24 protein-coding genes are annotated in these 25239 nt (G+C 42.4%); 8 read left to right on the top strand and 16 right to left on the bottom strand.

Translation table 11 applies throughout. From position 1 onward, the window contains the following. The first annotated feature begins 23 nt into the window (after window positions 1-23). Window positions 24-1808 (top strand): 2-isopropylmalate synthase, encoded by a 1785-nt coding sequence (leuA, locus tag FOR85_RS04600; protein WP_144296914.1) that lies wholly within the window; start codon window positions 24-26, stop codon window positions 1806-1808. Between the two features lie 287 nt (window positions 1809-2095). Next, window positions 2096-2707 (top strand): hypothetical protein, encoded by a 612-nt coding sequence (locus tag FOR85_RS04605; RefSeq protein WP_144296915.1) that lies wholly within the window; start codon window positions 2096-2098, stop codon window positions 2705-2707. 114 nt (window positions 2708-2821) lie between these two features. Here FOR85_RS04605 and accC read toward each other — a convergent pair whose 3' ends face one another. The 4 genes from accC to FOR85_RS04625 form a co-directional block, all read right to left on the bottom strand. Then, complete coding sequence (gene accC, locus FOR85_RS04610; RefSeq protein ID WP_144296916.1) at window positions 2822-4189, bottom strand: acetyl-CoA carboxylase biotin carboxylase subunit; 1368 nt, start codon at window positions 4187-4189, stop codon at window positions 2822-2824. A 158-nt stretch (window positions 4190-4347) separates the two neighbouring features. Continuing rightward, a complete protein-coding gene (accB, locus tag FOR85_RS04615; RefSeq protein ID WP_144296917.1) occupies window positions 4348-4776 on the bottom strand; it encodes an acetyl-CoA carboxylase biotin carboxyl carrier protein in 429 nt (142 codons plus the stop codon). 253 nt (window positions 4777-5029) lie between these two features. After that, window positions 5030-6397, bottom strand: a complete 1368-nt coding sequence (locus FOR85_RS04620) for an MATE family efflux transporter (RefSeq protein ID WP_144296977.1) — start codon at window positions 6395-6397, stop codon at window positions 5030-5032. 315 nt (window positions 6398-6712) lie between these two features. Continuing rightward, complete coding sequence (locus FOR85_RS04625; RefSeq protein WP_144296918.1) at window positions 6713-7207, bottom strand: EVE domain-containing protein; 495 nt, start codon at window positions 7205-7207, stop codon at window positions 6713-6715. A gap of 284 nt (window positions 7208-7491) precedes the next feature. Between FOR85_RS04625 and hemW the strand changes: the two genes are divergently transcribed. Then, window positions 7492-8814 (top strand): radical SAM family heme chaperone HemW, encoded by a 1323-nt coding sequence (gene hemW / locus FOR85_RS04630; protein ID WP_144296919.1) that lies wholly within the window; start codon window positions 7492-7494, stop codon window positions 8812-8814. Between the two features lie 64 nt (window positions 8815-8878). Here the strand turns inward: hemW and FOR85_RS04635 are convergent, their stop codons facing one another. Continuing rightward, complete coding sequence (locus FOR85_RS04635; protein WP_144296920.1) at window positions 8879-9019, bottom strand: entericidin A/B family lipoprotein; 141 nt, start codon at window positions 9017-9019, stop codon at window positions 8879-8881. Between the two features lie 255 nt (window positions 9020-9274). Here FOR85_RS04635 and FOR85_RS04640 point away from each other — a divergent pair, with 255 nt between their 5' ends. After that, window positions 9275-9847, top strand: a complete 573-nt coding sequence (locus FOR85_RS04640; protein WP_144296921.1) for a tRNA (cytidine(34)-2'-O)-methyltransferase — start codon at window positions 9275-9277, stop codon at window positions 9845-9847. A gap of 112 nt (window positions 9848-9959) precedes the next feature. Here the strand turns inward: FOR85_RS04640 and FOR85_RS04645 are convergent, their stop codons facing one another. The 4 genes from FOR85_RS04645 to tusD all read right to left on the bottom strand — a co-directional run bounded on the left by FOR85_RS04645 (window position 9960) and on the right by tusD (window position 11761). Continuing rightward, window positions 9960-10316 (bottom strand): TusE/DsrC/DsvC family sulfur relay protein, encoded by a 357-nt coding sequence (locus FOR85_RS04645; RefSeq protein WP_144296922.1) that lies wholly within the window; start codon window positions 10314-10316, stop codon window positions 9960-9962. Beyond that, entirely contained in the window at window positions 10313-10666 is a 354-nt protein-coding gene (locus FOR85_RS04650; protein ID WP_144296923.1) for a hypothetical protein, read from the bottom strand. Before FOR85_RS04650 ends, FOR85_RS04645 begins: the two co-directional genes overlap by 4 nt. A gap of 216 nt (window positions 10667-10882) precedes the next feature. Then, entirely contained in the window at window positions 10883-11206 is a 324-nt protein-coding gene (locus FOR85_RS04655; RefSeq protein ID WP_144296924.1) for a hypothetical protein, read from the bottom strand. Between the two features lie 96 nt (window positions 11207-11302). Then, entirely contained in the window at window positions 11303-11761 is a 459-nt protein-coding gene (tusD, locus tag FOR85_RS04660; protein ID WP_144296925.1) for a sulfurtransferase complex subunit TusD, read from the bottom strand. 325 nt (window positions 11762-12086) lie between these two features. Here tusD and glnE point away from each other — a divergent pair, with 325 nt between their 5' ends. Together glnE and FOR85_RS04670 are read left to right on the top strand one after the other, a co-directional pair. Further along, entirely contained in the window at window positions 12087-14936 is a 2850-nt protein-coding gene (gene glnE, locus FOR85_RS04665) for a bifunctional [glutamate--ammonia ligase]-adenylyl-L-tyrosine phosphorylase/[glutamate--ammonia-ligase] adenylyltransferase (RefSeq protein WP_144296926.1), read from the top strand. Between the two features lie 305 nt (window positions 14937-15241). Further along, complete coding sequence (locus FOR85_RS04670; RefSeq protein ID WP_144296927.1) at window positions 15242-16171, top strand: branched-chain amino acid transaminase; 930 nt, start codon at window positions 15242-15244, stop codon at window positions 16169-16171. A 129-nt stretch (window positions 16172-16300) separates the two neighbouring features. Here FOR85_RS04670 and FOR85_RS04675 read toward each other — a convergent pair whose 3' ends face one another. Genes FOR85_RS04675 through FOR85_RS04690 form a run of 4 tightly spaced genes read right to left on the bottom strand, consistent with a single transcriptional unit; the run spans window position 16301 to window position 20392 of the window. Beyond that, a complete protein-coding gene (locus FOR85_RS04675; RefSeq protein ID WP_144296928.1) occupies window positions 16301-17182 on the bottom strand; it encodes a ChbG/HpnK family deacetylase in 882 nt (293 codons plus the stop codon). Further along, window positions 17179-17628, bottom strand: a complete 450-nt coding sequence (locus FOR85_RS04680; protein WP_190295497.1) for a GtrA family protein — start codon at window positions 17626-17628, stop codon at window positions 17179-17181. Before FOR85_RS04680 ends, FOR85_RS04675 begins: the two co-directional genes overlap by 4 nt. After that, window positions 17621-18724 carry a glycosyltransferase family 2 protein gene (locus FOR85_RS04685; protein ID WP_144296930.1) on the bottom strand — a complete coding sequence of 368 codons (1104 nt, stop codon included), beginning with the start codon at window positions 18722-18724 and terminating at the stop codon, window positions 17621-17623. The genes FOR85_RS04680 and FOR85_RS04685 overlap by 8 nt, the downstream gene beginning before the upstream one ends. A gap of 60 nt (window positions 18725-18784) precedes the next feature. Then, window positions 18785-20392 carry a glycosyltransferase family 39 protein gene (locus FOR85_RS04690; protein WP_144296931.1) on the bottom strand — a complete coding sequence of 536 codons (1608 nt, stop codon included), beginning with the start codon at window positions 20390-20392 and terminating at the stop codon, window positions 18785-18787. Between the two features lie 189 nt (window positions 20393-20581). On the opposite strand from FOR85_RS04690, the gene FOR85_RS04695 reads away from it, so the two are divergent. Together FOR85_RS04695 and FOR85_RS04700 are read left to right on the top strand one after the other, a co-directional pair. Next, on the top strand, window positions 20582-21445 hold the full coding sequence (locus FOR85_RS04695) for a glycosyltransferase (protein ID WP_144296932.1): 864 nt from the start codon (window positions 20582-20584) through the stop codon (window positions 21443-21445). Window positions 21446-21508: 63 nt separating this feature from the next. Further along, window positions 21509-22606, top strand: coding sequence for a glycosyltransferase (locus FOR85_RS04700; RefSeq protein ID WP_223808507.1), 1098 nt, complete (start codon window positions 21509-21511; stop codon window positions 22604-22606). Between the two features lie 106 nt (window positions 22607-22712). Here the strand turns inward: FOR85_RS04700 and FOR85_RS04705 are convergent, their stop codons facing one another. The 3 genes from FOR85_RS04705 to FOR85_RS04715 all read right to left on the bottom strand — a co-directional run bounded on the left by FOR85_RS04705 (window position 22713) and on the right by FOR85_RS04715 (window position 25221). Continuing rightward, window positions 22713-23408 carry a putative nucleotide-diphospho-sugar transferase gene (locus tag FOR85_RS04705; protein WP_144296933.1) on the bottom strand — a complete coding sequence of 232 codons (696 nt, stop codon included), beginning with the start codon at window positions 23406-23408 and terminating at the stop codon, window positions 22713-22715. Between the two features lie 102 nt (window positions 23409-23510). Then, window positions 23511-24278: a hypothetical protein gene (locus FOR85_RS04710; RefSeq protein ID WP_144296934.1), complete on the bottom strand. Its 768-nt coding sequence runs from the start codon at window positions 24276-24278 to the stop codon at window positions 23511-23513. A 94-nt stretch (window positions 24279-24372) separates the two neighbouring features. After that, complete coding sequence (locus FOR85_RS04715; protein ID WP_144296935.1) at window positions 24373-25221, bottom strand: hypothetical protein; 849 nt, start codon at window positions 25219-25221, stop codon at window positions 24373-24375. Window positions 25222-25239 lie beyond the last annotated feature (18 nt).

Raw genomic sequence — 25239 nt, forward strand, 5'->3', positions numbered from 1 at the left:
TTTATGTTATCTAAGGATTGATTATGCCTAATCAAGCAACACGCAATGCAGACCGCGCGCCTGCAAAAGTCACCCCAAAAAATGCCGCTTTTGATTTCCGTAAATATCGTCCATTTGCGTTTGCTCCTGTGCTAGCAGATCGTACATGGCCGAGCAAGACGATTGAGAAATCACCAATTTGGGCAAGCGTGGACCTGCGTGATGGCAATCAGGCGCTGATTGATCCGATGACCATTGAACAAAAAATGCGCTTTTTTAAAACCTTGGTCGATGTAGGTTTTAAAGAGATTGAAATTGGTTTTCCGTCGGCGGCGCAAGTAGAGTTTGATTTTGCTCGCAAGTTGATTGAAGAAAATCATGTCCCTCACGATGTAACCTTGCAAGTATTGGTGCAGGCGCGTGAGCATTTGATTGCCCGTACTTTTGAGTCATTAAAAGGCGCGAAGCGTGCCATCGTTCACGTCTATAACTCAACCAGTCGTGTACAACGCGAAAAAGTATACGCTAAAGATAAAGCAGAAATTAAAGAAATAGCCATTGCTGGCGCTAATTTATTGGTTGAATATGCGGCCAAGTACCCTGAAACAGAATGGGTATTTCAGTATTCGCCTGAAAGCTTTAGCCAGACGGAAACTGAATATGCGGTAGAAGTCTGTGACGCAGTTTGTGAGGTTTGGCAGCCTGAAAACGGCCAAGAAGTGATTTTAAACTTGCCAGCGACGGTTGAAGCATCAACGCCAAACGTATTTGCCGACCAAGTAGAGTATTTTTGTCGTCATATTGCCAAGCGTGAGCATGTCACCGTAAGCTTACATACGCATAACGACCGTGGCTGTGCGGTAGCGGCTGCCGAGCTTGGCGTGCTTGCTGGTGCCGATCGTATCGAGGGCACTTTGCTTGGCAATGGCGAGCGTACGGGTAATATGGATATCATGGTGATGGCGATGAACTTGTTTAGTCAAGGTATTGACCCCGAGCTTGATTTTAGTAATATGAGCGAGATTGTACAAGTGGTGAGCGAGTGTAATAACTTGCCACTACATCCGCGCCATCCGTACGTTGGTGAGCTTGTGTTTACCGCCTTTAGTGGCTCACATCAGGATGCTATTAAAAAATCTCTTGATTACAATGAAAAACACCAAGATGAAACCGATAACGTTTGGGACGTTGCTTATTTGCCGATTGATCCGGCGCACATCGGTCGCAGCTATCAAGATGTGGTCCGTATCAATAGCCAATCTGGTAAAGGCGGCGTTGCTTATATCTTGCAGCGCAATTATGGCTTTAATTTGCCGCGCTGGATGCAAATTGACTTTAGCGGCGTGGTCCAAAAACAAGCGGAAAGCGCTGCTCGTGAATTGCAAAACGATGAAATCTTACAAGCCTTTGAAGAGACATATCTACAGCAAGGCAGCTTCGAGCTTCTAGATTATAGTGTCAATAACAAAGGCGGCGAGGTCTACTTTAACGGTCAAGTACAGATGAATGGCGACACCATTACTATTGACGGAACCGGTAATGGTCCTTTGTCATCGTTTATTGATGGGCTTGCGCAACACACTGGTAAATCCATCCATGTTATTAACTACGCTGAGCACGCGATTAATCCGCAGCATAATAGCGGTGATGGTATCGATGATGATACCAACAATGACAATAAAACCAACGCCAATGCCGCAGCTTACATTCAACTAAATGTCGACGGTGATGTTTACTCAGGCATCGGCACTTGTAGTAGCACGGTATCAGCGATGCTTAAAGGGGCATTGTCTGCTTTTGCTCAAGCGGCTAGTCCAGTTGCTGCTTAATATCGCCTTTAGCCGATAATAAAATAGTTCGATTTACGATGTTAATCTATAACGCCATGGCTTTTGCAAATTAGCCATGGCGTTATTTTTGTGTATATACACTTAATATTTGGTAGGTGAGTTTTAAAAACAATATTGGGCATGAATTTATTGATGAAGGTTTACGTTGAGGTCAGGGTTGGTCAAAGTCGTACGACTAATAGCATAATGTTACTTGTGTTTTTGGTGTCTAAGACTTACGCTAATGTACGTCTTATTTATTATTATAATATTAAAAAAGGTTAATTATGGAACCTATATCTTTTGCTTCATTTTCATTGGCCTCTATTTTAGCGTCACTGCCAGTGAACGGTGAAGCGGTTAGCAAACCTACCGTTACCACCCATATCAGTCCCGCTATTGCCGGACAGTGGGAGATAGATTTAGACAGTGGTATCACCATGACCAAAGAAGCGCAAGCTAAGCAAGCGGCGTCAAAGATGGAGCTGGGCAAAATTGATGAACCAAAAGTAGGCACTGGCGCTGAGGGTGGCGTGTTGACCCAAAATGAAAAGCGTATCGTCAAGGTGCAGCCAACTAGCAGTAAAAACCTGTTAACCGCTAAGTCTACTCAATGTCGAGAGATTTATAACTTTGCTGCCGATAATGAGATGTGGGCAGTTAGTGGTAAAGAGTGGACCTACGGGCGCTACTTAGTCACCCATCGTGATGAAGGCTTACCTATTATTGCGCTAAAAACGGTTTATGATAATAACGAAGTCGATTGCTCGGGCAATCAGGTAGATCAAACTGGCGAGGCATTAATAGCGTTTTTGAACCATGAAGGCAATAAAATGCAGTGGTGCGCCGATCCTGAGGGTACAGAATGCTTTATGAATTTCACCAGAATATTACCTTAGCGTTATTTATAAAATTTAAGCAGCACTTTATAAAATTTAGACATATAAAAAAACCGCTATCTTTTAGGTAGCGGTTTTTTTTAATTTCTGCTTAAACAAAAAGACTAAGACTAACTAAGAAGCAGAATCAGCTTTATCTTTATTAGACGTTAATAACTCTCTTTCTAGATAATGAATGTTTTGCGCTTCATTAACAAATTTATCATCCGCTAAAATCACATCACGATGCAAGGATATATTGGTTTTGATACCTTCAATCACCAATTCATCAAGCGCATGCAGGGTTTTAGATATCGCTTGCTGACGCGTCTGACCGTGACAGATCAGCTTGCCAATCAAGGAATCATAATAGCTTGGAATCTCATAACTTGGGTAGAGGTGCGAGTCAAAACGCACGCCCGCGCCACTTGGGGCAAACAACTGATTGACCGTACCTGGGCAAGGCATAAAGGTCGCTGGATCTTCGGCATTGATACGACACTCTATGGCGTGGCCTTGAATTTCAATCTCGCTCTGACGATACGATAAACCGTAGCCAGCCGCGATTTTAAGCTGTTCAACGACGACATCGATACCGGTAATCATCTCAGTGACTGGATGTTCAACCTGCACGCGGGTATTCATCTCAATAAAAAAGTATTCATTATTTTCAAATAAAAACTCAAAGGTACCCGCGCCGCGATATTTGACCAGCTCACAAGCTTTGACGCAAGCATCTAAAATAGGCTGACGCACATCGTCAGGGATATCTGGGGCAGGTGCTTCTTCTAAGACTTTTTGGTGACGACGTTGTAATGAACAATCGCGGTCATACAGATGAATGGCATTGCCATTACCATCGCCCAGTACCTGTACTTCTACGTGGCGCGGATTTTGGAGATAACGCTCCATATAAACGGTATCATCACCAAACCATAGCTCAGCCTCTTGCTTGGCGGCTTGTACTTGGCCGATAAGCTCATCAAAACGTTCAACAACGCGCATACCGCGGCCACCGCCACCAGAAGCAGCTTTAATCAAAAGCGGAAAGCCGATATTGCGCGCTTGCTCTTCAGCGTTATGCAAAGTGACGGCACCCACTGAACCAGGAACTGTTGGTACGCCTGCTTTTTTCATGGCATTAATGGCTGATACTTTATTGCCCATTAAGCGAATGTGGTCAGCATTGGGACCGACAAAGGTTAAGCCAGCTTCTTCGACGCGTTCAGCAAACTCAGCATTTTCTGCCAAAAAACCATAACCAGGGTGAATGGCATCAGCGCCAGTGATTTCAGCGGCGGTCAAAATGGTGCTAATATCGAGATAGCTTTGGTTGGCATTGGGTTTGCCAATACAGATTGCTTCATCAACAAAGCGTAGGTGCATTAAATTGGCATCCGCCGTTGAATAGACGCCGACGGTCTCTATGCCAAGCGCCTTGCAAGCTCGAACGATACGTAGGGCAATCTCACCTCTATTGGCGATGAGCAGTTTTTTTATCATGGGGTCATCCTTGTCGAAGCGGCAGTCATTGATAGCCTCGCTATTTTGGACATCGTAACAGCAAAGGGCGCTACATCAAATTTAGACAAATTGAGCGCTGATGTCGATGAATAATAACGAGGTCTCAATCATTACAAAGTAAAGGTTGGTAGATAGCGTTACGCTTTATAGCGTATGACTGGCTGGCCAAACTGTACCACTTCAGAATTATCCACTAAGATTTCATCAATGACGCCGCTTTGAGTCGCTTCAAGAGGATTCATGATTTTCATGGCTTCGATGATACCAAGCGTATCGCCTGCTTGCACTTTTTGACCGACCTTTACAAATGGCGGGTCATTAGGACTTGGCGCTGAATAATAAACACCCACCATCGGCGAGGTTTCAACGCTGCCAGCTTTGACAGCGGCTTTTGCGGCGGCAGCGACAGGTGCAGCACCTGCGGCAGGCGCAGCCATCATCGTCGGTGCTGGCGCATCATAGTGACGAGTCAAACTAATGTGTTCGTCATCTGAGCTGATTTCTAAATTAACCAGTTCACTTTCTTCCATGAGTGCGATCAGGGTGCGTATTTTTTCGATATCCATAATTTTAATTTTACCTTGTACTAATTTCTAGAAAAAAATAGTGTAACTAAATATTGTATTGGTAATTGCTAATGATACCTATATTCACGCCAATGAGCAATCGATGTACAGTTGTTAACTGAGTTTTTTTACATATTATGACGTAAGCATGCTTAAGCGTAAGAAATATTCAATGATTTATGATAGTCGATGTCATAAGGTAGCGCCAGTCATGGTTACTAGATGCTACGTTTGAACCAAGCGTATGACAGTATCAGGCCCATAATGTTGTCAAGCGTTTTTGCTGATAGCACAGACGCAGACTTAATAATATAGACGATAAGAATAACCCAGTGATGAGAGCCATCCAAAAACCCTGTGCGCCAACGTCGGTGAAGCGCACGAGATAAACGCCAAGCGGTAAAGCAACCAACCAATAACAAAATAGCGTCACCCACATCGGCACAGTGGTATCTTGCATACCGCGTAATATACCAGCGACATTGACTTGCCAGCCATCAAATAATTGATAAGCGAGGGCAAAAATGAGTAAGTGCATGGCTTGCGCGCGTACCACAGGATTATCGGTGAATGCCGCCGCCAATTGCGGCCTAAATAACCAAACGCCGAGCATAGACGTCAGCGCAATGATAACCGTCCATACAAGCCCTGTAGTTAACACTTGACGCAGCGCCATCAGATTTTTTTCACCAAAGCGGTTAGAAATCATAATGGTTAGCGCCATCGCAACTGATATGGGAATCATAAACAGCTGCGAGGTCACCGAAAGTGCCACTTGATGCGAAGCGGTCGCAATCTCACCGAGCGGACTGATAACTAGCGCCCCTAAACTAAATAAGCTGGCTTCAAAAAAGATAGAAATACCAATCGGAATGCCAAGTTTTAATAGTTTTTTAATTTGCGTGCGGTTAGGGCTGGCAAAAGCATAAAAGAAGCGCGTACTGGCAAACTGTTGACGCTTAGTAAAGCTGGTATATGTCGCCAATAGCAAGACATTAATCCAAAGTACGATGGCCGTTGCTACTCCGCAACCAGCGCCGCCCATCTCGGGCATACCAAATAAACCGTGGATAAAAATATAGTTAAGCGGAATATCGGCAAGCAGTCCGATGATACTAATAACCGTCACCGGCTCTGGTCGGCCAAGCGCTTCACAATAACTGCGCAGCACTGCGTAGACTGCAATTGCCGGAAAACCGAACGATACCCCATGTAAATACTGGGCAGCGATGGGTTGAATGTTTTCAGGTACGCCCATCGCCCCAAGTATATTGGGCGCTAGATTGACAATGATGAAGCCAATAATACCAATGACGCCGGCCGTCCATAACGATTGCTGGGTAATATGCGGCACTTGGCTATGATTGTTTTGGCCGATGGCTTCGCCGATAAGCGGCGTGGTGGCAATCAAAATACCCGTTGCCAATAAAAATAGCGGCAGCCAAATACCGGAGCCGACGGCCACGGCTGCTAAATCAAGGGCGGAGACTTTACCGGCCATAATGGCATCGACGACACCAAGCGCTGCTTGGCAAAACTGGGTAATTAAGATGGGGAGGGCGAGTACGCCTAAGCGTAAGCTGTAACTTTTAAAATCTCTAAAGGACAATGGGAAAACCATAATGAGCAACTTTTTATTCTTTGCAGTAATTATTGTGGATGAGCAAATGCTGCCATCAACAAGTTAATAGCGAAACAGTGAAATAGGATTGGTGCGATGATAATACTCCGATAAATAATATGAGCAAGTCCATTTTTAATGATTATTAATAACAACATGCCGACAGAGTAAAAAATTAAACAGTTAAGACCAAAATGAAAAATGACCCGTCAATCCATAAGTAGAATTGAGAGGTCAAGATAAGAAAGTTTTGTTAAATTCGCATTAGGATTGGTATTTTTCAAATTTTAATGATTTACCAGTCCTACGTTATGGTTAAATGGCGCTAGGCGAATTTGGCAACAGATTTAGCTCTTCTGCCATATCCATAATCGTCTTCCAATGCTTGGGTTCAAGCGGCAAAATGGTCAGCTGCTCACAGCCTTTTCTTAGCAATAAAGAATCCTCAAGCGCCGGCAAAAATTTAAGCTGCGCTAATGGCAGTATATCCGTAAAAGCCTGCTCAAAAGTCACATCTACCATGTACCAGCGCGGCTCATCTTCAGTTGCTTTAGGATCATAATGGCGATGTTCGGGGTGAAACTGGGTGGGGTCGGGATAACCAGCTTTACTGATAGTCACGATACCAGCGACGCCAGAAGGTTTGGCGCTAGAGTGATAAAAAAATGCTTTGTCATCAACTTTCATATCATCACGCATAAAGTTGCGGGCGCGATAATTACGTACCCCATCCCACATCTCCGTGCCTGCACCTTGTAAGTCTCCTATGTTAAAACAGCGGGGATTAGATTTGATAAGCCAATACGCCATAGTCTTTATCCTTGTAAAATTATTAATGTAATCATAATGGTTTCATAGTGATGGCTTTAAAAGTTGCCCACCATCTATTTTTATTCCATATTTATTTTCATTCTTTGTAGTCATCTAGCTTATCTAGCATTACCACTATCGGCCATTGCTATAAACGCCGATTGTTCCCAATACTTTTATGGCCAATTTATACTGATTAGGCTTTTCTTTAGCACGCCCAGCCGTTATCCTAGCGCTACTTTCTGCTGATGACCGCAGCTACTCCTTTATAGATAAGTCCGCTTATGTCAAATATCAAATCCTCTCATTTTTCGAATCATCTTGACGCTAATAGTCGTAACGAAACAAGTGCGCTTATAGTGAAAGATATTCCGTTAGCACTTTATATCCATATTCCTTGGTGTGTGAAAAAGTGCCCTTATTGTGATTTTAATTCGCATGAGCTGCCGATGGACAGTCAGCTATCTATGTACGATGAGTACGTTGATACGCTATTACTTGATGCAGCGTCACAGCAAGCGTTAACCCAAGGACGAGAAATCAGCTCAATATTTATCGGTGGCGGCACACCGTCGCTACTGCCCATTGCCCAGTATCAGCGTTTATTTAACGGTTTGCGTGAGATTTTTCAGTTTGCCGGTGACATTGAAGTGACGATGGAGGCCAATCCAGGCACCCTTGAGCATGCACCATTTGCACAGTATTTAGACGTAGGCATCAATCGTTTGTCGATTGGCGTACAAAGCTTTGCTGCTGGCCAGCTCACCACGCTGGGGCGTATTCACAATCCCGCCCAAGCATTATCAGCCATTAGAGCCGCTCGTCGCGCTGGATTTGAACGTGTCAACGTCGATTTGATGCATGGGCTACCGCAGCAAACGATGAGTGAAGCCCTGAACGACATTCAAATGGCACATGACGCAGGTGCTACTCATATTTCATGGTATCAGTTGACCATTGAGCCAAATACGGTGTTTTATCGCAGTCAGCCGATTTTACCCGATGAAGATAGTTTGGCAGATATTGAGCAAGCGGGGCAGACATTGCTTGAGCATTTGGGCTATGACAACTATGAAGTGTCGGCCTGGGCAGGCTCGTCCGATAAACCTTGCCGTCATAACGTCAATTATTGGCAATTTGGTGATTATTTAGCGATTGGTGCTGGTGCGCACGGTAAAGTCACCATTGATGATAGATATGGAAATCAAACATTAACGGCTGATAAAGTGTCTGATGAGGTATTAAAAAAGGTATCAACAGAGACGGGTATTTATCGCTTTAGCAAATCTCGTATGCCAAAAGACTATATGACTTTTGATATCGACACGATGAATAATATAAAAAAAGAGGGCGCGCCAAAAATGGTCGGCTGGCTGGCAATTACGCGTGATGAGTTGGTCAGTGAGTTTATGCTTAATGCCTTACGTTTACATGAAGGCGTGACATGGTCTTTGTTTGAAGCTCGAACAGGGCTGAGCTATGACAATATTGCCCTAGAAGTAAATCAACTTATTAAACAAGGGCTTTTAGTAGATGATAATGAACACTTACAGCCAACGGCGTTGGGTAGAAGATATCTTAATCAGATCTTAAGAGTATTTTTATAAAGCGTGCAGACAAAAAAAGAAGCTTACCAAATGATAAGCTTCTTTAATATAAGCCTAAAAAGGCTTAGATTTTGTTTTGTACTTCTTGTGCAGTACCAGTTACAGCGCCACCAGCACTTGATACGTCTTGACCTAGACCTTTAAAAGTGTTGCAACCAGTTAGTACAAACATAGCAGTCAAAGAAGCGATAACTAATTTTTTCATAATTTTTTCCTCAAAAAAGATAGAGTGTTATAAGTCATAACAATGGAACCTAGCGTTTTACATAAGTTTCACTGAGGGGTTACAGGATACAAGGACAATGTTTTTAAATTATCTCGCTATCCATTAGGGTCATGATAATCAAAGTTAAAATCAGTGCCCAGTATCAAAATGTAATTATTGGCAGTAAACTGTAACTTTTGATTACGTCTGTTATATACGTTTAGACAAAATGCTTAAATCATTTATGGAGTTTGTATGACCATTCATATCGTGTTGGTAGCGCCAAAGATGCCTAGCAATACTGGCAATATTATCCGCTTATGTGCCAATAGTGGGGCGCAGCTACATTTGGTCAGGCCGTTAGGGTTTGAGCTCGACGATAAGAAGCTACGCCGTGCAGGTCTCGATTATCATGAATACGCTCATCTGCAAGTACATGACGATTGGGCAATGACCAAGCAAGCGCTACAAGCGGCTGGTTGCGAGATTATCACCGCACTGACGACTAAGCTGAGTAAACCGTTTTATGACTATGATTTTAGCGGACAAACGACTCAGCATTTAGATAGCAGTGCGTCTAATAGTCCATCTTCAAATCATGTGGCGCTGGTTTTTGGTTCTGAAACGGCAGGGCTGCCAGAGGATATCCGTACCGATATCGGCGCTGATAACTGGCTACGCTTACCAATGCTTGCGGATTCGCGCAGTTTAAATCTTTCTAATAGCGTGGCAATATGCTTGTATGAAGTTTGGCGACAGCAAGGATTTGACGGCGATGAAGGTCGCAGTATCGGTTATGACACCTTGACCGTTTATGACCCAAAATAGAGTAGAGATAGAGAAGCTAGCAGGGTAATTGGGTAAAAAAGCGGTTAAAGAAAATCAGTCGTTTCATTTTCTTTAACCGCTTTTTTGCTGCTTTTTTTATAAACCACGTGCTTTATAAACAATTTGGCGGTTTTGGCAGGCCAGCAAGCCGATTGACATGACGGGCAACCAAACCCGTACTAAATAACTGCTGGAGCTTTTGATTGCTGATGTCATGCTCAGGCAAGGTTTGCTGTAGCCATTTAATCAGCGGGCGGGTCGCTGGCGCGTGATTGAATTTGGTAAAAAATGCGCGTACCTGCTGTAAGATGGCTAAATGTTCAGCATTTAAAGTTACATCTAGAGTATTCGCGAGCTGCTGCGCAATCGTAGGCGTCCAAACTGTATGGTCGCATAAATGCCCGTCTTGGTCTAAGTCCACTGCAGTCATCTTCTCAGCAGGTGTAATATCATCTTTAGAATTCATCATAGAGCAATTGTTACCACTTTATCAAAGGTAGCGCCATTCGCATAAGTATTTTGAGTTAAGGCGACCCATTCATTATCGCTCAAAATAGCCGTTAATTTGGCGGATAAATTGAGCTTTGCTACTGTATTATCGTTCAGCTGCGCTACGTCCTCAGCGAGAGCATAAATTGCCGCTACCTCTTTTGTTTCAATGTGCTCAAGGTCTTCCAAATAAGCATTAAACCAGTCAATAAAAGCGACCGTTGTACCCAGTAATATAATGCTGTCACCCGCACGCCACGTCGATGTCATTTGTTCTGTGCTGCGTCTGAGCGTATCCATGCTGCTATGTAATTGGTATAAAGTTGCCATAATCGTGTCCGCTTACTTACTGTATTTATTGTCATATTTAAACGCCAATCTCAACTTATCGTAGGCTTTTGATTTTTATAGAATTTAAAATTTTAATTGTTTTAACTGAAATTTTAAAAACTAAGTAAACCAATACCTTAGAAAAATAAGTTGAGAGTGGGGTATATTTAAATAAATATTAACAATGTAAATTCGTCCTAGCCCAAAAAGTTGCTACTAAAAGACCAAAATCTGGTCAAATTCTTGCGAATTTACCACCTCTGGTATCAAGGTCAGCTGCGTCGCCAAATCTGCCGGTAACATACCCGCGATCCAACCGCTAAACACATCGTCCGGTAACCAAGCGGCTGGCATATCATATAACTCAAGCGACTGAATCATGCCATGCAAACGTGATTCAGGCTGCATTAAAAAACCAAAGACAGACGCATCCAAATATAGCTGCACCTCATGACCAAAAGTCGCTAACGTTAAAGCCAGCGCGCAGCCTTCATAACTTACCATCTCGGTAGCTGTGTGCAAGCGAATGAGTAATTTCATGATGTATTCCTAATCTGATTATCGCCAACCACTATTATTCATCTGGTTATTGTTAAGTTGGCTGTTTTGACAGTGAGTTGTCATGCAAAACGCTGTTTAAAACTGCAGCAAACGACAGTTACCTTGCATCATCATGGCAAGCTCACTCAGTCCAACCAGCTTAAAACCAGCGGCCAGATTTTCACTATTTAACTGATGACGGGTGCTATTTTCGCTATCTGAAATACCGCGGCTAAGCGCCGTACTGACGCAAACGGGCAGCGTCAATTGATATTGCTCAGCAAGCTTTTGCCACTCTTTAGTGATATTCATCTGGTCTGCTGACTGCCAGCGCAAGCGATTGGCGGTATTGGCGGCATCGGCATAGAAAAAAATATTCAATGGCGCAGGTGCGTTTTCATTGTTATCGCTGCTATCGGTCTCATTATTATTGTTCGTGTCATTATTATTTGTGTCAGTGTTTGCGAGATAGGTACGCGCATAGCGTAACGCTAGATGTGCCAGCGGATGGCTGGGATCAGCAGTAATTAATAATAGCGGGGTCGTGGTCGTCATAATCGCAGTGTCACTTATGATGAATGAGGATAAAGAAAAAACACAGCGTCTCAAGATTTTTAAGACCCAAAGTGTTTAAAACTCAAGATTTCTAGGTTTAGGTTTTAAGTCCTTTTAAGTATTGGCTATTGTAGCATTATTCGCAAAACTTTCTTATGTTCGTCAGTTCTTAATCAGTAAAGTGCTGTCAGTAGCATGGCTGAGGATTTATGCTACTATAAAAATCCTAAAATAAGATTGTTTATAGCCGCGTTAATATTGTAAAAATAATTTTTGCGATTGATGTGGTTTTTATAGCTTTATGCTGCAAGGAGTTGTCGTCGTTATGCTATCTACCATGCCTAGTAGTACAGGCTTTCAGCCTAGCCCAGAGCAGCTGCAAGTGCTACAGACTGCCAGCGAGTTTGCCTATCAGGTTTGGCAAAGTCGAACGGGCGCTTGCCAGACGTTTTTGCGCAGTTATCCGCTAGAGAGCACGTTAACGCGCCAGCAAATTGATGATTTGATTCAAGATTATACGTTGGATGAGAATTATCAGCTCGCCAATGAAGACAAGGTAATGAGTGGTTTGCGGCATTTGCGTATGCTGCTAATGATGCGCTGGATTTGGCAAGATGCCTTGGCCATGATTGAGCTTGAGCAACTGACCGATGAGCTGTCTGAATTTGCCGATGGCTGTATTTTATTTGCCAAAGACTATACCTATCAGCAGCTGATTGTGCAGTATGGGCAACCGACCTTTATTAATGCCAAAGGTAATGTGCAAATCGATGATATGGCGATTATGGCAATGGGTAAGCTTGGCGCGCATGAGCTGAATTTATCCAGTGATATCGACCTGATTTTCGTCCATCAGGCGCGCGGTGAAACGGACGGTGACAAAGCAAAAGGCACGCGCAGTATTGATAATAAGCGTTTTATGACCCGGCTTGGACAAGGCATTATTAGGCTGCTCGATAATAATACCGCTGATAGTTTTGTATTTCGGGTCGATATGCGTTTGCGTCCGTGGGGCGATGGCAGCGATTTGGCGATTCATTTATCCGCATTGCAGAAGTACTTTGCCCAGCATGGGCGGGCATGGGAACGTTTTGCTTGGCTCAAAGCGCGTGTGGTTGGGAACATCGAGCAGCCGTTTTTTGACGACATACAAGCGCTGATTAAGCCTTTTGTGTTTCGTTATTACGTTGATTATAGTGCTTTTTCAGCTTTGCGAGAGATGAAGTCTCTGATTCAAAATCAAGTCGCTCAGCGCGAAGACTTAGATAATATCAAGCTTGGCGCAGGTGGTATCAGAGACATTGAGTTTATCGTCCAAGCCTTTCAACTGATTTATGGTGGTCGGCATCCGCAGTTACAGGTTAAGTCTTGTTTGGCAGCGATGCAGGCACTGTGTCAACTTGGGTATTTAGAAGAAACTACTTATCAAGAGCTACAGGCTGCTTATCGTTTTTTACGGCGCCTTGAACACGGTATTCAAGCGATTAACGATCAGCAAACGCAGCGCTTACCGCATGACCCAGAGTGGCAGCATAATTTGGCCATTACCCTTGGCTTTGATGATTGGACAGGGTTATTAGCGACGCTGAATGATCACCGCTATCATGTCAATGTGCCGTTTGAGCGTATGGTTACCGAACGGCAGATACCCGATCAAGACGATGATGAGTTTGAGCCTGAACATCTAAACGAGCAGATTGCGCGCTTAAATGAGGTATTAACTGAAGAAAATCGTGAGCGTTTACAAGGTTTTTGGCAGTCAAAAATGGTCGCCAATTTGAGCGATGAAGCGCGTGAGCGTTTGGATGATGCGTATCCTGTGATTGTCCACGCGCTCCTTGTCCATGAAGAGCAGCAGCAACTTGCTAATATCGCTTTGCCGCGTTTAATAAATTTGCTAGAAGCCATTTGCCGCCGTTCTATTTATTTGGTAATGATTGCAGAAAACCCCAATGCCACCGTTGAGCTGATTCCGATGTTGTCAGCCAGCCCTTGGATTGCTAAGGAGTTGGCGCATTATCCGGTACTTTTAGACACGTTTTTGCAGCAGCGCTATCGACATCTGCCAGACAAGCGTGAGCTGCGTGATATTTTGCGCCAGCAGTTGTTGCGCGTAGAGCCGAACGATGAAGAAGAACTGCTGAGCGTACTGCGATTGTTTAAAAAGAACCAAGTGCTCGCAGTGGCTGCCAGTGACGTGCTGGCAGAGCGACCAATTATGAAAGTGTCAGACTCACTGACTTATATTGCCGCTGTGGTGTTAGAAGCGGCGCTTGAGCGCGCCTTTGCCGAAATCGTCAAACGTTATGGTTACCCAATTGGTCAAGATGGCGATCCGGTCACTGAAGCGGATTGCGGCTTTGCCATCATTGGTTACGGCAAGCTTGGCGGGCTTGAGTTATCCTATTCATCAGATTTAGACTTGGTGTTTTTGCATAAAATAAAAGAGCAGGGCATGACCACGGGTGAAAAATCGGTCAGTGGTATGAAGTTTGCCGCCCGTTTGGCACAAAAGCTGATGACTTATCTTAATACCCAAACCCGTGATGGCCGTGCTTATGAAGTCGATATGCGCCTGCGTCCCTCGGGCAATGCGGGCATGATGGTGGTTTCTTGTCATGCGTTTGAAACCTACCAGCTTGAGAAGGCTTGGTCTTGGGAGCATCAAGCATTGGTACGGGCGCGGGCTATCTGCGGTGATAAGCGCGTGACCGCCCGTTTTTGTGACATTCGCCGTACCGTTTTGGCGCTACCGCGTACCATTGAGCAAGTCCGTATCGAAGTCACCAGTATGCGTATTAAAATGCAAAAGCATCTGGGCACCAGTCAGCACCAGCAGCAAGCGGGCAAGTTTCACCTTAAGCAAGATGCGGGCGGCATTGTCGATATTGAGTTTCTCGCGCAGTTTGCGGTATTGGCTTATTCGCACGAGCATCCAAGCTTGACCAAATGGAGTGATAACGTGCGTATTTTTGAAGAGATGGCGACTTTGGGTATTTGGGAGGCAAAGATTTGTCAGGATTTGACCGATGCTTACTTACGCATCCGCGCCGCGACGCATCAATTGGCATTGTCAGAGCAGTCATTACTGGTTGATGAGTCATTATGGACAGAAACGCGAGCACTGGTACAAGCGCAGTGGCAGCATTTGATGGGCGTAGAATCTGCTGAATAATCCTGCCATAAAACAATGATGCGACGTTATAAGTTCAATGCAATAAGCGTAGGGCTTTGATAGCCATTGTAACGAATGGTATATGAATAAAAGCCATGCAGTGATAAACTAAAATATTGTATTTGCCTCTCGTGCCGGTGCTATAATCACTGGCACCTTAAATTTGCAGATAGAAAAATTGCATTTGAAATTGCATCTAAAAATAGGCACTCAGTGTCAGCAGGCAATTTTACTTAAAACACTTATTTAACCATTAACACTCAACAAGAAAAGTTAGACGTCAGCGCTAGCATAAGGACTATTAAATGAATATGGCAACACAAGAAGGTAAGCTTTGGATGAATGGCACGATGATTGAACAGCCAGATGCCAAGGTTCATGTGCTTACGCATAGCCTGCATTACGGCATGGCGGTGTTTGAAGGCGTACGTGCTTACCAAACTGCTGACAATCGCACCGCAATTTTTCGCTTAAAAGACCATACCGATCGTCTATTAGGTTCTGCCAAAATCTTCCAAATGAATGTGCCTTTTGATGCAGCGGCACTTGAGCAAGCACAAAAAGATGTGGTTAAGCAAAACAACTTGGCAGAAGCCTATATTCGTCCGCTTATTTGGGTTGGCGCCGAAAAACTCGGTCTATCATCGCGTGACAATAGTATCAATGCCATGGTTGCTGCTTGGCATTGGGGCGCATACCTTGGTGAAGACGGTATCAAAAACGGTATCCGTGTAAAAACGTCATCATTTACCCATCACATGACCAACGTGACCATGTGTAAAGCTAAAGCATCAAGCAACTATCCAGTGTCTATCATGGCCAACCAAGAAGTCACGCGTAATGGTTATGACGAAGCTATTTTAATGGACCCACAAGGTTATGTCTGCCAAGGCGCGGGCGAGAACTTGTTCTTAGTCAAAGATGGTGTACTGCATACCCCAGATTTGGGCGGCGGTGCGCTTGACGGTATCACTCGCCGCACTATCATTCAATTCGCTGATGATTTGGGTATCAAAGTCGTTGAGCGCCGTATCACTCGTGATGAGTTTTACTTAGCAGATGAAATCTTTATGACAGGTACCGCGGCTGAAGTGACGCCTATTTGTGAATACGATGACCGCGTCATCGGTAATGGGGGCCGTGGTCCATTGACTGAGAAATTGCAAACCTTATACTTTGATGTAGTACATGGCCGTAATGAGCAGTATATGGATTGGTTAAGCTTTATTGATTAATTTTTAAAACTGCATTTTATTTTTAAAACTATATTGTATGAAATAAAAAAGCTAAGACTGAAACAATCTTAGCTTTTTTCTCTTTATCATTGCGTCACTTTTATTATGACTTTGATAATTATTAAAGGTTCAAGAGGTTAATGTTATATCTGACCAGCGCATCAATTTTACTTCATACTGAGCTAATAACTCTGCAAACTCGTCACTGATTAACCACTTATACTCAATCTCACGAGCCGCTTTGATGTCATCCTGCCAGCTATTACTTCTACTTTCAGGAACAGCAGGATGACACATAATCAGTGTAGGTGATACGTTAGCTGTATGACAGGGTGCAGCTTGCAGCCACTTTTTCCATAATATTGCTAATTGCTGAAGATCAGCATCAAAACCATAAACCCCACCAAATTTATCATTGGTTAGAATTTGATGATGCTGACAAGATTTTCGCCAAGCATAACCACCTAGTATATAAATGATCCAAGACTTTACGTCATTGATAAGCGGTGTAGTAACGCGTGCGCTCAGCATGTCTTTTGCTATCTCATCACTATAGCGGTTAGTTAGCTCTTTAATCAAGCTCTTACGAATAACAGGAAACTGATGAATATGTTGATGTCCGTCAATAAATACAGGCGCACGATTAAAGCGTTCTTCAAATCCATCTAATTGCTGTTTAATAACATCGCTTACTTGCATGGGATTCAAACGACGCAAGTAGCTTGCGATAATGATTGATTTCAATGAACCACGCAGAGCGGAAGCAAATATACCCGTCAGATCTAAATGCAAGCCAATATCGACATTGAGTTGGTTCAGACGATTGATATTGCTATCCGTAATTGTACCGCCAACCATATAGCTGCTGGCACCAATACGTCCAAGTTCAGCAAGATGAATGACCGCATCGTTGACGGCAGTCGACAGTCCTAAATCATCAACGTTAATAATCACAGGGCGGGTATGGTTAGATAGCGCAGCAGCTTGCTCTTTATAATGAGGATGGCTCATGATTTAAATGCCCAAAACTTGCCCAAGGCAAAGGTCATAACGGTAATAACACCCGTGACCAGTAGCCATATCACTATATAATACTGCTCGCCAAACCAACGTAACCCTAAAACGAATAAGCCTTGATTGGCAATGAATCCTGCAGCGGAACTACTAAACCATTTTCCTAAAGCAGGAAGATGCTTTTTTTTATGAATATGATTATTGTTTGGCCGAATACTCTTATTTGAATACTCTGATTGTTTAAAGGTAAAATAAAAATGCCCGAAAAAGCTGACCATAAAAGCAATTAAAAAAGCGCCTACGTTTGCCCATGCTGGCGTGGCAGTCGTGAAATTAACAATACTGACCAATACTAAAAAATGAACCAAAGCCGCACTGGCGCCAACGGCTAAAAACCAAAGGGCTTGCATAGCATTCGATTGCGTTTCTGCTGTGTTATTCATCAGCTGGTTTGCCCATTGCACTTTTGGCCGTCGCCTGTAGGTAATTATCAGCGTATTGATGAGTAGTATGCGCAGACTTGCTATTGATGACTTCATCGATTAAATACAGTGGTCGCTGCTTAACCTCTTCATAGAGTCTACCGACATATTCGCCAATTACGCCAATACAAACCAGTTGTATACCAGTAGAAAACATAATTCCTGCGGCAACCGTTGCCCAGCCTGCGACATCGCTACCAAATATTAGGGTATCTATCACGATATATAAGCCGTATAAAAAAGCCAATGCAGAGACTGCAAAACCTATGCGGGAAATCAGCCGCAGTGGTCGCTGAGAAAAGGAGGTAATACCTACAAGTGCCAATTCAAACAAGCTGCCATAGTTAAATTTACTTTCACCAGTATCGCGATTGGCAGCGGTAAAGGGCAAGTAAACCGTATTAAAGCCAACCCAAGCATACAAGCCTTTCATAAAGCGTTGGCGCTCGGGTAATGAGCGTAAAGCATTTAGCACCTTGCGATTCATCACCCGAAAATCACCGGCATTAGGACGAATCTCATAACGCTGACTGTCCTGGATAAAATGATAAAAACTGCCTTTTAAAGTTTTTGCGAGCCGGCTTTCATGCGGGCGATTGGCTTGAATACCCGCGACCATATCAATATCCGATTGCTCAATCATCGTTAGCATTTGTGCTAATACTGGTAAAGGATGCTGTCCATCTGAATCAATCATAGCAACTATCTCGCCTCGCGCGGCTGCTAGACCAGCACTGAGTGCGGGCTCTTTACCAAAATTACGCGATAAACGTATGAGCTCTAATTCTGTATTTGCTGGACGAGTAGGTATTAACTGTGTGACTACCTCGACTAAGTTATCGCGGCTACCATCATCAACAATAATAATCTCACAGTTTGCTATTCTTGCTGTTGAACTCTCCAGATTTTGCTTGGCCGATGCTATCTCTACTGGCGCGCGTAGTGTCTGCGTAAAGGCGAAGACCTCTGGCAAAAACACTTGTAAGGCTTCCGCATCGTTGTACGCAGGCATAATAATCGACAAATAAGGGCGAGATTGTGACAACTGATCTAGCATAAACACTCAATTATTTTATTCATATAAATGGCTATTTACCAGCCGCTGAAAAATAAGGCTTTATTCTGAATCCTGAAAGCAGCGACTTGGAACATAAGCCAACCAGTTTATCAATAACGGCTTTTCTATCTTACCGTCACGCCAATCAATCTGCCATTGACCCTGCTGCTTAATTAAGGGATTAGCGTTGTTATGGCTATTCTCTACTTCAGTAGTGGCAATAGCATCAACATCATCAAGCAACGGTAGGACGATATCTTCTTCGCCCTCTTGCCACATGACTAACGTACCATTTTCTTGTAGGCGCTGGGTGTTCATCCAGGGCGAGTGGCTTGCAGGACCGGATATCATTTGTGAGGGAAAGCCGCTATTCATCGCCACTAATGCGCCAAGCCAGCGATCACCTGAAACGCTATCAAGTGTACAGCTACTCAATGATTGCCAAGTGGTTTGTGCTTGAACTGTCAATGCCTGCTCCGGCCACTGCATACGAGAAGGCTTATGACGAATCTTGTCGCCGAAGCCCACATATACTACCATTAGTACGGTAACAAGGGACAACCAAATAGTCAGAGCTTTTCGTAGCTTGATGGCGGTTAATAATTGAGTGGCAGGTGCTATCAAGGAGGCAGCGAGCAACCCTGACAGTGCCCACATTGGCATGCCCCACATATCACGCAAGCCCACCCCAAACACCAAGCTTAAAACAACCAATACCGCGATTGGTGATAACCACATATACCAAAGCAGTCCTGCGTCCTGCGGTAAGCTGTGCTTGTAGTCATCAGTCTTTAATAAACGCTTGCGATTAACAGCAAGCATAATTAGTAGCGGAATATGGGCGACAAGCTGAGCAATGATAAATCCTATCCAGCTAAAATGCCGCTTGATGTTATATGCCCCCGCAGCAACCTCTTGCGAGCGTCCACTGGCATAACTAAGCGGCAACCAATCGTGCGTTGCTAACCAATATAAATGCGGTGCGAAGATAGCCAACATAATAAAAGCCGCTATCCACGGTTTCGGTTGTTTTAATAATGGCCACTGTTTTGGCAGCATTAAATAGAATGCCATTGGTATCAGTAAGAATATCACGGTGTACTTGGTTAGCATGCCAAGTCCACCAATCACACCCAGTAATATCCAATCTCTGAGACGGTTTTGAGTCAAAGATTGATAAAACGCTAAGTACAACCCTGCCCAAATGGGAAACTGAGCGACGTTGTGATTAAACTCAAGGCTAGGGTAAGTGTAGTACAGAACCGCTAAAGTTAACGCGCTACCGATTAGAGCGGTGGTTGGTGACCAAATCTTCTTACCTAACTGATAAATTAGGACTAAGGTCAGTAAGACAGATAATTGGCTGAGTAAATAAGGGCCAACATGACCAAACAATTGATAAAAGCTGTATAATATCCATGACGATAATGGGGGATGTTTATAATAGCCCCATTGCCATTCGCTGCCCCAATTTATACCCTCGCTAACATCGAAGGGTACACTGCTGGCTAGAAAGCTTGGAGTGATAGACCAAACCAAAAAGTAAGCCATTAAAAACAACCCAAACCCGCGCCAAGATTTAGGTTTTTCAGGCTGTTGTTTAGAGAGAATATCCATGCCATTATTTATAGGCTGAGCATAAGAGGACGATTGTTCAGCGGGTGTCATAATACGAGCCTTATAATAATACAACCAACTTAAAGTAAGTCTGGTCTATAAGTTTTTCCGTATTATAGAGACAATTGATAGATAGGCATAGTCGGGCACGATTTTTATCTGTCGTATTATGAGTTTTTCGTTATTAAAAACCATTAACATATAATAATTTTTATTATACTTAATTATTAGGATTTAATTATGAGTGATGAGATTATCAAAGTTTTTGTAGGGTGCGATCCTAATAACTGTGATTTAGAGCAAATGATGGTTTTAGAGTATAGTATTCGTAAACATACCAAATCGCTAGTCGAAATCATATGGATGCAGCTATCACGCAATCCAGATAGTTATTGGTATTCTAACACTGAAACAGGAGAAGGTTGGAATACGGCTAAGTGGGCAACCCCTTTTTCAGGATTCCGTTGGGCAATTCCAGAATATTGTAACTATTCTGGCAGAGCAATTTATATGGACGCCGATGTGGTCATCTTGAGCGACTTGGCTCAACTATGGCAACATCCTATTGAAGGCCAAGCTATCGTAGCTGCTAAAACGAATGCTGATATGACGAGGTTATGTACCTGCCTATGGGATTGTACCAAAGCGAAAAGCAAGATACTGCCAGTTGACCAGCTTAGACAAGATGTTGATAGTCATCAAAAAATGATGGATTTAATTAAGTTTAACCCTCAACTCGTTGAACCTTATGAAGATAGCTATAATTGTATCGATGGTGAAGACTTGGCATTAGAACAGATTAAGATATTACATTATTCAGACATGGGCACGCAGTTTAGTCATAAATACGCGCTTGCAAGAGTCGAGGAGGAGGGGTTTAAACATTGGTTCGATGGTAAAATAATGCCACATCCAAGAACTGAGCTTAGTGAATTATTTGATAGTTATTATAATGAAGCACTTGCTGCTGGATATAAACTAGATGATTACCGCGTCTCGCCGTTTGGTCATTTTCCGAAAAAAACGCATAAGCGTTATAAGGGTAATAAAATAACCCGTCGAAAAGATGGTAAGTCATTTTTTTCGCGTTTATTTAACTTATAAACTGTCAATAATATTGAAATGCAGGTAGCATGCAACTTTATAAAAAACGATTGAGGATACTTGATGCGTGCTATGGCGTCACAAAAAGATAAGATTGTCCTATCTATCAACTCTCTACAAGGCGCGGGTGCCGAGCGATTTGTTTTAACAATAGGGGCAGCTTTTCATCAATTAGGCTTTGATGTTCATGTATTGCGATTTAATGCTAAAGTAGAGTTTACGTTAGATGAAAACTTAACTTATCATTTAATAGACTACGAGCGTTATCGTTGGTTACCAAAAGGTAAGATACGCTATTCAGTTATTGCCAAAAAAGTAGACAACTATATTCTTAAGAATATTGGTCAGCCTACTTTGCTTTTATCTAATCTGGAGCGTTCAGACAGTATTTTTTGTTATAGTAAGCTGCCAAATATTATTTATGTTATCCATAATACGTTATCGTTATATTATAAGTTTAATGAAACAGATAGTGATAATTTGAAGTTAACACTAAGAGATAGATATTCAAAACATCCTTGCGTGTGTGTAAGCGAGGGTGTTAAAGAAGATTTTGTAAGATATTTTGGTGAGAGTAACCCAGTAACTGCTATTCATAACCCAATTGATAGAGATGGTATTCAGAATTTAGCTGAAGCTTTTATTCCAGAGTATCAAGACTATATCATTCACGTTGGTAGCTTTAAGGAAGCAAAGCGCCACGATATTCTATTAAAAGCTTATGCGCAGACAGATCAGTCTTTGCCATTGTTATTAGCGGGTCAAGGTAAGCTTAAAGGTGAAATAGAACAATTAATTATAGATCTCGATTTGTCAGATAAAGTTGTTCTTCTCGGGTTTTGTGAAAATGTATTTCCTTATATTAAACATGCTAGATTTAAAGTATTAACCTCTAATTGGGAAGGGTTCGCTTTAGTTATTGCAGAATCTCTAGCGTTATCTACACCTGTAGTTAGTACCGATTGTCAATCTGGACCCAAAGAGTTACTACCAAAAAAGAATTTGATGCCAACAGATGATATCACCCTTATCAGTGAGAAGTTAAACCAAGCTATGAAAGACTCACAACAATTCTCTGCTCCTTTTAATGAAGCACTTCTACCTATTCCCATCGCTAGAAAATATTTAGCGTTTGCAGAAAGCTTTGCTAAACAAACATAGGCTAAGTAATGAGTATTTAACCGTGTTTAGGGTAAGCTCTTAACTCAAAAAAACTTACCCAACCTTTTCTGGTATTTTCAAAATTAGGATATACTCTAGACAATAGTTATTTATTTAATAAAATACCGATAGCTATAACAATTAACAATACGATACCGCCTATAAATCTATTACGCTGTCGTATTTTTTGCCGCTTAAGCTTGGTATGACCACGGCTGGCCTGATATTGCTCAATATAAATATCACCATCATAGTCTTTATCGAATATTTTTATATAACCGGGATTGAGTGCTTCTACGGTTAAGGTGTCGCCAAGCTTCTCCATAGCGACATCCAAACTGTCTTGATCTACTTGAGTTTGTTTGCCGTCTACTTGTTCGGTTATCCATTGTTCTACTAAAGCCATAGTATTGGCAGTATTGCTAAAAAACATAGTACTAGCCAGATAGTCGTGCGACATGCCCGGCAGTCCTTTAGTCTTATAAAATGCGACATCAGCATCAATAGTATTAAAATAATCTAAAGGTTTTTTGACCAGTGCATCGGCATCTAAATATAAAATATTTTTATTAGGGAATTTTTTTAGACATTCTAAAATGAAGTGTGGTTTGATACGAGTATTTGCCTCCCAGTAACCCGCATCTTCCACTTCTTTAAAGTAGTAATTGAGGTTAAATTCATCGAGCGATTGCTTTAGATTTAAAGCATGACTGCGATAACTGTCGGTATAAAAACAACATACGATAAAGCTATCCGGTGCACTGATTTTTTCAAAGAATAATGGAGTTGAAGCTGAAGTCATGGAAAGCTCTGTAAATTTAATAATAAAACACGAATGGTGAGATTTTCTGGCGCTATATTAGATAAGTATTTCAAATATATCCAGTAGTATTAGTAACTGATTTTAATCTAACCACCACTCAGAGTTTTTACTTTTATGTAAAGAGCGCATAGTAGAAAAAGCACTGTTGTTTTTTTGAAGCTTGTCAAAAACGGATAATAGCATTGTCGTCGCTAGCTTATCGGATCCATAAAAACTCTCATAACGCTTACGCATGTTTTTTAAAGTATCATCAGAGCCAATACGAAAATAAGTCAAGCCGTCGTATAAAGGAATGTCATTCCGATAAAATGCCTCAATATTGTCGTCGAGCAGGGGCAAAGATTCAGAATTAGCAGGTTGTAGCAAAAACTGTTTAGTTTCATAAATTCTTAAAGTATTCACAAGCGTAGTGATGTTCATCAAAATAGCAGCCCTGATGCTATCGGTTGAATGATCAACAAAGGTGTCACAGGCAGAAACAACCCAGCGTAAAGACAAATGCTCTAACAGATAGTCTGTTTCTGTATTCCATAACTGCTCAAACTCAGAAAAAATTTCTTTGGGCTTATAATTGCGACGTAGTAATACTACGAGTGTGGCATGATAAAAACAAAGCTCTGACTGCCCGATAAACTGATGTTTTAAATTCTCCAAATGAGCAGTTAAATCATTGGTTCGCGGTTTATGCGTTAAGGCTGAAGCATCGCACATAGCATCTGTGATTAGAGAGGCTTTCATCTCATCAAGGCTTTTATTCATAAAGGTTTTGACGATTTTTCCCGCATTTAATTGTTTTTCACTTTTAAACAGTAAAATCGCTTTTCTTCGCCATCCACTCGGTGCTGTCATTTAATACAAACCCTATTCGTAAATGTTTATATATTGATTGAAGCGTGTATCTGACCAAAATTTTCTATCCACTAATACATTTAAAAAATAGCAATTAATCTAGTGCACTAAATAGACCCTGAGAGACTGGTGAATGATTTACAACAGGCACGTTATTTTCTTTATAAATCTTACCTAGCAGGTTAAAAGACGGCACAATCCGATCAGTAATTGCCTTATCTAATTTACAAGGCGCGCTATCGCCTTTACTCTCATAAAATCGAGGTTGGTTATTATTCAATAAATCAATCCCATATAAGTGAATCGTGCCAGCGTGACGTGAATAAGCCAACTGGGCGGCGACGTAAGCTACTGTTCCTGCTTCTATAAACCCATATGTCATATCTAAAGATAGGCCGATAGGCGCAGGCTGATGCTGCGTATCTATAACAAAGTTAGGTTGATTGGCCAATAATGCTAGCGGTATCTTTTTATTATGTGAGAGTGGTTTTAATAGCAGCCTACCAAACCAAGACTTATTTGTTTTTACGCTCCAAGCTCGATCGGCAGGATAGATAATACGCATTGCATTATGGTATTTGCTTATCATGCTGGGGTGTGAGATTGCTAATGCCTCAAACACTGCTAGAGTTGCATACAAAGGCTGGCCTGTGTAGTACTTGTTTAAAATATCTGGTTGATGTTTGACGAAGCGCGCATCACTAATGACATAACCGACGACATTGGTAAAATTGTATTGAGCCATTAGGCTAATACTGCCATTCACAAAAATAGTCGCCGTATCTACTAAGTCCGCAAATGATAAATCTGTAATAGATGGACCAGAAGCAATGATATTGACTGCTTGCTGGTGAAGGTTTTGCTCGGCTTCTCTTGCATCAAAAGCAGAAATACCAACACTCTGATTGTCAATATTAAAAGTGGCGCTAGGAGGTAATTCCATGTTGGGTTCCAGATGTTT

It is taken from the genome of Psychrobacter sp. YGAH215 (assembly GCF_007280595.1).
Lineage (GTDB): Bacteria > Pseudomonadota > Gammaproteobacteria > Pseudomonadales > Moraxellaceae > Psychrobacter > Psychrobacter faecalis.